Origin of the sequence: Pseudomonas japonica (genome assembly GCF_900188455.1) — a bacterium.
GTDB lineage: Bacteria > Pseudomonadota > Gammaproteobacteria > Pseudomonadales > Pseudomonadaceae > Aquipseudomonas > Aquipseudomonas japonica.
On record NZ_FZOL01000055.1, the window covers coordinates 1 to 376 of the forward strand.

2 protein-coding genes are annotated in these 376 nt (G+C 52.9%); both read left to right on the plus strand.

The genetic code is table 11. The annotated features are described in order from the left end of the window. On the plus strand, window positions 1-108 hold a 108-nt coding region (locus CHB99_RS29275), incomplete at its 5' end, for an EF-Tu C-terminal domain-related protein (protein WP_487379636.1). A 141-nt stretch (window positions 109-249) separates the two neighbouring features. Continuing rightward, window positions 250-376 (plus strand): 30S ribosomal protein S10 (locus tag CHB99_RS30295; RefSeq protein WP_283162632.1); only part of this gene is annotated, 127 nt, incomplete at its 3' end.

Genomic DNA, 376 nt, shown 5'->3' on the forward strand with positions numbered 1-376 from the left:
GTTGTTACCCTGATCAAAACCATCGCGATGGAAGATGGTCTGCGTTTCGCCATCCGTGAAGGCGGTCGTACCGTCGGCGCTGGCGTCGTAGCCAAAATCATCGAGTAATATCGATCGGTTGAAAAAGCCCCCGCTCAGCGGGGGTTTTTTTATTGGGTTGACACCCAATAGGGGCGTCTATAGAATCACGCCTCCTTTTAACGGGCGTAGTGCGCCCGGTGGGAATAGCAGCCTGGAGTCTGAAATCCAATGCAAAATCAGCAAATCCGTATCAGGTTGAAGGCTTTCGACCATCGCCTGATCGACCAATCTACCCAGGAAATCGTGGAAACCGCGAAACGTACTGGTGCTCAGGTGCGTGGTCCAATTCCACTGC